This is a genomic window from Escherichia sp. WS1451, assembly GCF_046487365.1.
GTDB classification, from domain to species: Bacteria; Pseudomonadota; Gammaproteobacteria; order Enterobacterales; family Enterobacteriaceae; genus Escherichia; species Escherichia coli.
On record NZ_JBJQJP010000043.1, the window covers coordinates 1 to 8332 of the forward strand.

The 8332-nt window shown below is 52.2% G+C and carries 7 protein-coding genes; 6 read left to right on the top strand and 1 reads right to left on the bottom strand.

Annotated elements, in window-relative coordinates; genetic code table 11:
• Window positions 1-745: 745 nt before the first annotated feature.
• The 5 genes from dppA to dppF all read left to right on the top strand — a co-directional run bounded on the left by dppA (window position 746) and on the right by dppF (window position 6430).
• Complete coding sequence (gene dppA / locus ACJHX7_RS25685) at window positions 746-2353, top strand: dipeptide ABC transporter substrate-binding protein DppA (protein ID WP_094030581.1); 1608 nt, start codon at window positions 746-748, stop codon at window positions 2351-2353.
• 150 nt (window positions 2354-2503) lie between these two features.
• A complete protein-coding gene (gene dppB / locus ACJHX7_RS25690) occupies window positions 2504-3523 on the top strand; it encodes a dipeptide ABC transporter permease DppB (RefSeq protein WP_000938855.1) in 1020 nt (339 codons plus the stop codon).
• A gap of 9 nt (window positions 3524-3532) precedes the next feature.
• On the top strand, window positions 3533-4435 hold the full coding sequence (gene dppC / locus ACJHX7_RS25695) for a dipeptide ABC transporter permease DppC (protein ID WP_000084677.1): 903 nt from the start codon (window positions 3533-3535) through the stop codon (window positions 4433-4435).
• A gap of 10 nt (window positions 4436-4445) precedes the next feature.
• Window positions 4446-5429 (top strand): dipeptide ABC transporter ATP-binding protein, encoded by a 984-nt coding sequence (gene dppD / locus ACJHX7_RS25700; RefSeq protein ID WP_001196444.1) that lies wholly within the window; start codon window positions 4446-4448, stop codon window positions 5427-5429.
• Window positions 5426-6430 (top strand): dipeptide ABC transporter ATP-binding subunit DppF, encoded by a 1005-nt coding sequence (gene dppF, locus ACJHX7_RS25705; RefSeq protein WP_000107033.1) that lies wholly within the window; start codon window positions 5426-5428, stop codon window positions 6428-6430. Before dppD ends, dppF begins: the two co-directional genes overlap by 4 nt.
• Window positions 6431-6459: 29 nt before the next feature.
• Here dppF and ACJHX7_RS25710 read toward each other — a convergent pair whose 3' ends face one another.
• Complete coding sequence (locus ACJHX7_RS25710) at window positions 6460-7731, bottom strand: aromatic amino acid transport family protein (RefSeq protein ID WP_032172470.1); 1272 nt, start codon at window positions 7729-7731, stop codon at window positions 6460-6462.
• Window positions 7732-8206: 475 nt separating this feature from the next.
• On the opposite strand from ACJHX7_RS25710, the gene ACJHX7_RS25715 reads away from it, so the two are divergent.
• Window positions 8207-8314: a type I toxin-antitoxin system toxin Ldr family protein gene (locus tag ACJHX7_RS25715; protein WP_001295224.1), complete on the top strand. Its 108-nt coding sequence runs from the start codon at window positions 8207-8209 to the stop codon at window positions 8312-8314.
• Window positions 8315-8332: the final 18 nt, after the last annotated feature.

The window sequence follows — 8332 nt, forward strand, 5'->3', positions numbered from 1 at the left end:
GCATGACCGGCCAGGTAATGATTTACAGCGGCAAGTTTTACTTCAAATGAATGTTTCATAAACTGCACCTTCAGATGTCAGATTATGTCCAACATTTGGGGTGCAGTTCAGCCAGCGTCGCATCAGGCAAATGTACCGGCCCATTGTCGGATGCGGCGCGACCGCCTTATCCGATCTACACACCACACATTTCCCTGCCAAATTTGCGCCCCATATCTCACTATCCATTAACGGATTTGTGACAGAAACCATTGTCTTTTTTTATATTTGCTTAAATCTTTTTTTGCGTTACTTATGGCTGGCGCTGGCATTTTCCGCTGTGCGTTTTAGCGTTCATGGTATTAATCGCTCAGATATCCACCTTTACCTCAGATTTTTTTCATTAAATGCATAAAACTTAATCACCAAATGTTGCTAAATATTAAGCTGATTGTTCTGGTTGTGTTGGCGTAGCACAAATTTCTCTGCTGCAAATAGCTGTTTGAAGTTTTTTTAATCTTTGTTTGTGGATTCTCACCGTTGGTGTAAATCCCGGTTGGCTGTATTGACGTTTTCACATTCTGTTGACAGATTGTAGGTCACGAGGGGCATTTTATGGAGGATCCGCACTGTTACACTGATGTTAATTAGTACGGCATCCCCACCTCATAACGTTGACCCGACCGGGCAAAAAACAAAAAAGGTCAGGCAGCGACAACCCACTGCAAAGGGTTAAAACAACAAACATCACAATTGGAGCAGAATAATGCGTATTTCCTTGAAAAAGTCAGGGATGCTGAAGCTTGGTCTCAGCCTGGTGGCTATGACCGTCGCAGCAAGTGTTCAGGCTAAAACTCTGGTTTATTGCTCAGAAGGATCTCCGGAAGGGTTTAACCCGCAGCTGTTTACCTCCGGCACCACCTATGACGCCTCTTCCGTACCGCTTTATAACCGTCTGGTTGAATTTAAAATCGGCACCACTGAAGTGCTCCCGGGCCTCGCTGAAAAGTGGGAAGTCAGCGAAGACGGTAAAACCTATACCTTCCATCTGCGTAAAGGTGTGAAGTGGCATAACAACAAAGAATTCAAACCGACGCGCGAACTGAACGCCGATGACGTGGTGTTCTCGTTCGATCGTCAGAAAAACGCGCAAAACCCGTACCATAAAGTTTCTGGCGGCAGCTACGAATACTTTGAAGGCATGGGCTTGCCGGAGCTGATCAGCGAAGTGAAAAAGGTGGACGACAACACCGTTCAGTTTGTGCTGACTCGCCCGGAAGCGCCGTTCCTCGCTGACCTGGCAATGGACTTCGCCTCTATTCTGTCAAAAGAATATGCTGACGCGATGATGAAAGCCGGTACACCGGAAAAACTGGATCTCAACCCAATCGGTACCGGCCCGTTCCAGTTACAGCAGTACCAGAAAGATTCCCGTATTCGCTATAAAGCGTTTGATGGCTACTGGGGCACCAAACCGAAGATCGATACGCTGGTCTTCTCTATTACTCCTGACGCTTCCGTGCGTTACGCGAAATTGCAGAAGAACGAATGCCAGGTGATGCCGTACCCGAACCCGGCAGATATCGCCCGCATGAAGCAGGATAAATCCATCAACCTGATGGAAATGCCGGGGCTGAATGTCGGTTATCTCTCGTATAACGTGCAGAAAAAACCACTGGATGACGTGAAAGTTCGCCAGGCTCTGACCTACGCGGTGAACAAAGACGCCATCATCAAAGCAGTTTATCAGGGCGCGGGCGTATCAGCGAAAAACCTGATCCCGCCAACCATGTGGGGCTATAACGACGACGTTCAGGACTACACTTACGATCCTGAAAAAGCGAAAGCCTTGCTGAAAGAAGCGGGTCTGGAAAAAGGTTTCTCCATCGACCTGTGGGCAATGCCAGTACAACGTCCGTATAACCCGAATGCTCGCCGCATGGCGGAGATGATTCAGGCAGACTGGGCGAAAGTGGGCGTGCAGGCCAAAATCGTCACCTACGAATGGGGTGAGTACCTCAAGCGTGCGAAAGATGGCGAGCATCAGACGGTAATGATGGGCTGGACTGGCGATAACGGGGATCCGGATAACTTCTTCGCCACCCTGTTCAGCTGCGCCGCCTCTGAACAAGGCTCCAACTACTCAAAATGGTGCTACAAACCGTTTGAAGATCTGATTCAACCGGCGCGTGCTACCGACGACCACAATAAACGTGTTGAACTGTACAAACAAGCACAGGTCGTGATGCACGATCAGGCTCCAGCACTGATCATCGCTCACTCCACCGTGTTTGAACCGGTACGCAAAGAAGTTAAAGGCTATGTGGTTGATCCATTAGGCAAACATCACTTCGAAAATGTCTCTATCGAATAATTAAAAGCCATACCCGGTGGCGCTGTGCCTCTGCGTGCAGCGCCATCCGGCAGCAATACTTCATTCCCTGCCCGACCTGGGCGGGAATTGATTTGTGAGCAATACAGACACGCAGTTCCAGGCTGCGGGTCATTATAGAGAATCCGGGTTATGTTGCAGTTTATTCTCCGACGTTTGGGACTCGTCATCCCCACGTTTATCGGTATTACCCTTCTCACATTTGCCTTTGTCCACATGATCCCGGGCGATCCGGTGATGATCATGGCGGGCGAGCGTGGGATCTCCCCAGAGCGTCACGCGCAATTGCTGGCTGAACTCGGCTTAGATAAACCGATGTGGCAGCAGTATCTCCATTACATTTGGGGCGTAATGCACGGTGATTTAGGCATTTCCATGAAAAGCCGAATTCCGGTATGGGAAGAGTTCGTGCCGCGCTTTCAGGCCACGCTGGAACTTGGCGTCTGCGCGATGATTTTTGCGACGGCAGTCGGTATTCCGGTTGGTGTGTTGGCTGCGGTTAAACGTGGTTCCATTTTCGATCACACAGCGGTTGGCCTGGCGCTGACAGGTTATTCAATGCCTATCTTCTGGTGGGGCATGATGCTGATCATGCTGGTTTCGGTGCACTGGAACCTGACGCCCGTCTCCGGTCGCGTGAGCGACATGGTGTTCCTCGATGATTCCAATCCGTTAACCGGTTTTATGCTGATCGACACCGCCATCTGGGGTGAAGACGGTAACTTTATCGATGCCGTCGCCCATATGATCTTGCCCGCCATTGTGCTGGGTACCATCCCGCTGGCGGTCATTGTGCGTATGACGCGCTCCTCGATGCTGGAAGTGCTGGGCGAAGATTACATCCGCACCGCGCGCGCCAAAGGGCTGACCCGTATGCGGGTGATTATCGTCCATGCGCTGCGTAATGCCATGCTGCCGGTGGTGACCGTTATCGGCCTGCAGGTGGGAACATTGCTGGCGGGGGCGATTCTGACCGAAACCATCTTCTCGTGGCCTGGTCTGGGGCGCTGGTTGATTGACGCACTGCAACGCCGCGATTATCCGGTAGTGCAGGGCGGCGTATTGCTGGTGGCGACGATGATTATCCTCGTCAACCTGCTGGTCGATCTGCTCTACGGCGTGGTGAACCCGCGTATTCGTCATAAGAAGTAAGGGGACATCATGTCACAGGTTACTGAAAATAAAGTGATTAGCGCACCGGTGCCGATGACCCCGTTACAGGAGTTCTGGCACTATTTTAAACGCAACAAAGGCGCGGTTGTCGGGCTGGTTTACGTCGTCATCGTGCTGTTTATCGCGATCTTTGCCAACTGGATTGCACCCTATAACCCAGCGGAACAGTTCCGCGATGCACTGCTCGCCCCGCCAGCCTGGCAGGAAGGCGGCAGCATGGCGCACTTGCTGGGCACTGATGACGTGGGGCGTGATGTGCTGTCGCGGCTGATGTACGGCGCGCGCTTGTCGCTGCTGGTTGGCTGTCTGGTAGTGGTGTTATCGCTGATTATGGGCGTTATTCTCGGCCTGATCGCTGGTTACTTTGGCGGGCTGGTCGATAACATCATCATGCGCGTGGTCGATATCATGCTGGCGCTGCCAAGTCTACTGCTGGCACTGGTGCTGGTGGCGATTTTCGGCCCGTCGATTGGTAACGCCGCGCTGGCGCTAACCTTCGTTGCGCTGCCGCATTATGTGCGCTTAACCCGCGCCGCCGTGCTGGTGGAGGTGAATCGCGATTACGTCACCGCGTCTCGCGTGGCGGGTGCCGGGGCAATGCGCCAGATGTTTATTAACATCTTCCCGAACTGCCTTGCGCCGCTGATTGTTCAGGCGTCGCTCGGTTTCTCTAACGCCATTCTCGATATGGCTGCTCTTGGTTTCCTCGGCATGGGGGCTCAGCCGCCAACACCGGAGTGGGGCACTATGCTCTCCGACGTGTTGCAGTTTGCGCAAAGCGCCTGGTGGGTCGTGACCTTCCCGGGTCTGGCGATACTGCTGACGGTGCTGGCATTTAACCTGATGGGTGACGGTCTGCGTGACGCGCTCGATCCCAAACTGAAGCAGTAAGAGGTTCGAGATGGCGTTATTAAATATAGATAAATTATCGGTGCATTTCGGCGACGAAAGCGCACCGTTCCGCGCCGTAGACCGCATCAGCTACAGCGTAAAACAGGGTGAAGTGGTCGGGATTGTGGGTGAGTCTGGCTCCGGTAAGTCGGTCAGTTCGCTGGCGATTATGGGGCTGATTGATTATCCGGGCCGCGTAATGGCGGAAAAACTGGAGTTTAACGGTCAGGATTTACAGCGTATCTCAGAAAAAGAGCGCCGCAACCTGGTGGGTGCCGAAGTGGCGATGATCTTCCAGGACCCGATGACCAGCCTTAACCCGTGCTACACCGTGGGTTTCCAGATTATGGAAGCGATTAAGGTGCATCAGGGCGGCAACAAAAGTACCCGCCGTCAGCGGGCGATTGACCTGCTGAATCAGGTCGGTATTCCCGATCCGGCATCGCGTCTGGATGTTTACCCGCATCAGCTTTCCGGCGGCATGAGCCAGCGCGTGATGATCGCCATGGCGATTGCCTGTCGGCCAAAACTGCTGATTGCCGATGAACCAACCACTGCGCTGGACGTGACCATTCAGGCGCAAATCATTGAACTACTGCTGGAGCTACAGCAGAAAGAGAACATGGCGCTGGTGTTAATTACCCATGACCTGGCGCTGGTGGCGGAAGCGGCACATAAAATCATCGTGATGTATGCAGGTCAGGTGGTGGAAACGGGCGATGCGCACGCCATCTTCCATGCGCCGCGTCACCCGTATACTCAGGCATTGCTGCGTGCGCTGCCGGAATTTGCTCAGGATAAAGAACGTCTGGCGTCGTTGCCAGGTGTTGTTCCCGGCAAGTATGACCGTCCGAACGGCTGCCTGCTTAACCCGCGCTGCCCCTACGCCACTGACAAATGCCGCGCTGAAGAACCGGCGCTGAATATGCTCGCTGACGGGCGTCAGTCCAAATGCCACTACCCACTTGATGATGCCGGGAGGCCGACACTATGAGTACGCAAGAGGCCACCTCGCAACAACCGCTGTTGCAGGCTATCGACCTGAAAAAACATTATCCGGTGAAGAAAGGTATGTTCGCGCCGGAACGTCTGGTGAAGGCGCTGGACGGCGTTTCGTTTAACCTTGAACGTGGCAAAACGCTGGCAGTAGTAGGTGAATCCGGCTGCGGTAAATCGACCCTCGGTCGGTTGCTTACGATGATCGAAACGCCCACCGGTGGTGAGCTGTATTACCAGGGGCAGGATCTGCTCAAGCACGATCCGCAGGCGCAGAAGTTGCGTCGGCAGAAAATCCAGATCGTCTTTCAGAATCCCTATGGTTCGCTAAATCCGCGTAAAAAAGTTGGGCAAATTCTTGAAGAGCCGCTGCTTATTAATACCAGCTTAAGCAAAGATCAGCGTCGGGAAAAAGCCCTGTCGATGATGGCGAAAGTCGGCCTGAAAACCGAGCATTACGACCGCTATCCGCATATGTTCTCCGGCGGTCAGCGTCAGCGTATCGCCATTGCCCGTGGTCTGATGCTCGACCCGGATGTGGTGATTGCCGATGAACCGGTTTCCGCGCTGGACGTTTCAGTGCGTGCGCAGGTGCTGAATCTGATGATGGATTTGCAGCAGGAGTTGGGGCTGTCTTATGTCTTTATCTCGCACGACCTGTCAGTGGTTGAGCACATTGCCGATGAAGTGATGGTGATGTACCTGGGCCGCTGCGTGGAGAAGGGAACGAAGGACCAAATCTTCAATAACCCGCGTCATCCGTACACTCAGGCGCTACTCTCCGCGACGCCGCGCCTGAACCCGGACGATCGCCGCGAGCGCATCAAGCTCACCGGTGAACTGCCAAGCCCGCTCAATCCACCGCCAGGCTGTGCCTTCAATGCCCGCTGTCGTCGGCGCTTCGGCCCCTGCACCCAGTTGCAGCCGCAGCTAAAAGACTACGGCGGTCAACTGGTAGCTTGTTTTGCTGTTGATCAGGATGAAAATCCGCAGCGGTAACTCACAAAACCGGGGCCATGCGCTCCGGTTTACTCAATCAGCTTCAACAGTGGCGACAAGCATAACAAAATGCCGTACAGCAGAATCATCCAGGCTTTAAACCCGCGAAGTTTTTCCAGTTGTGCGACTTTATAGATCAGGAAAAACGGAATGAGGCACGACACAATGCCATATAACGGGCTTCCCAACTGAAAGAACACCAGCACCGATACACGAAACGAAACCCAAATCGTCAACGTAATGACGATAAAAGCGCAGATCGCCAGAGTCAGCACGCGTGAATTAATTTTCTTGGTATCAATAATTCGGCTTAACAGATTGAGAATAATGCCTTTAATGGCCTCGTGGAAACCGAGATAAATGCCAAAGAATGCGGTCAGTACGGCAAAGATATTCAGCACCGTAGAGGTGATATGAATGATATGCCCAGGGATCACCTGCGCGGCCAGTGCCAGTGCCGAGATATTTTGTTCAAAGGCAGAAACGGCTTCTTCGTGGCTAATTGAGAAGGTAAACGAAAAGGCAAAAAACAGGATCACCGCGATGAGCGTGACATAACTAATTCGGTGGGTACGCAGCGCGAGCCGGGTTGCCAGTACTTTATCCGCTTCCCGTTTACGATAGGCAATATTCATTGGGTTAAGTACCTGAATAAATACCGCGGAAAAGAAGCAAAATGGAATAGTAAGCAGGACATCGCGGAAAAAGTCGGAGGCTTGCGGGAAGGCGGTTATATTGGCGAAATTCCAGTGCGGGATCATCGCAAAACCGAACACGACGATAATCCCTACTTTGACCACCACCATTGGCCCGGAAATCTTAAACAGTAATCGTTCACCACCAGACGCAATTGCCACCAGTACGGCGAAAATGGCGACTTTATAAAGTAGAGATTGTGAAAGATCGGCATCGGTTAAACCAAAGGTTTTCAGGTACGAGGCGCTGTCGAAAACCACGGAGAGAGAGTAGATAAAAATCCCGTGGATAATCATCAAAAAGTAGATAACCCCGAGGAAAATTCCCCAGTTCTTCCCCAGGTAATGACTGATAATATCGGTGTAGTCATTACAGGAATCGCTTTCAGAAAGGGTTTTTAAATAAATGTCCTGCACTACCCAGGTGGCAGGATAAGCAATGATCGCTGCGGTAATAAATACCCAAATTCCCTTCAAGCCAATTTGTACTGGCATCAGCACGGTTCCGGCACCAATCGCCATGCCTATGCATAATAAAACCCAGCCGAAGTCGTAGCGTGTAAACGGCATTTTCTGATCGTGTTTCGGTAGTGTGTTGTGCTGCATAAAGTCCTGTCCAGAAAGAAGTCGGCCTCGCAAAAATGAATAAACCCAGTTTCTCTTGCGCAACAGGTGGAGAAGTCGAATACGCAGTATGTAAAAAATGAGGCAACAGATTCACTGGGGAGGTCGCGAGGAGGCGCAATTCTACAAAATTGCGCATTTCACTACCAGTCTGGAGTCAGCCCGGATATGAACTGCAACTATTGCAAATAAAGAAATTAAGCTGGAAGGCATCGCGCAATGAGGAAGATTGCCGGGTGCTGACGGTAAAAAGCAATCGTAGAATCAGCGGCAAGCCGGAAAGGTTCCGGTGAGGCGCAATGTTGCGGGGGCTTAATCCCTGGTGGCATTGGTTGCTGGAGAGAGAAAACCCCCGCACGTTGCAGGTATGCACCTGACAACATCACGGGGGCTAATCTTGAACCTAGACCACTCAAGAATAGCCGCGAAACGTTGTCATTACAACACAGGCGGCTATATGACGCTCGCAGAACTGGGCATGGCCTTCTGGCATGATTTAGCGGCTCCGGTCATTGCTGGCATTCTTGCCAGCATGATCGTGAACTGGCTGAACAAGCGGAAGTAACGTGTCAGACGGGCGTCA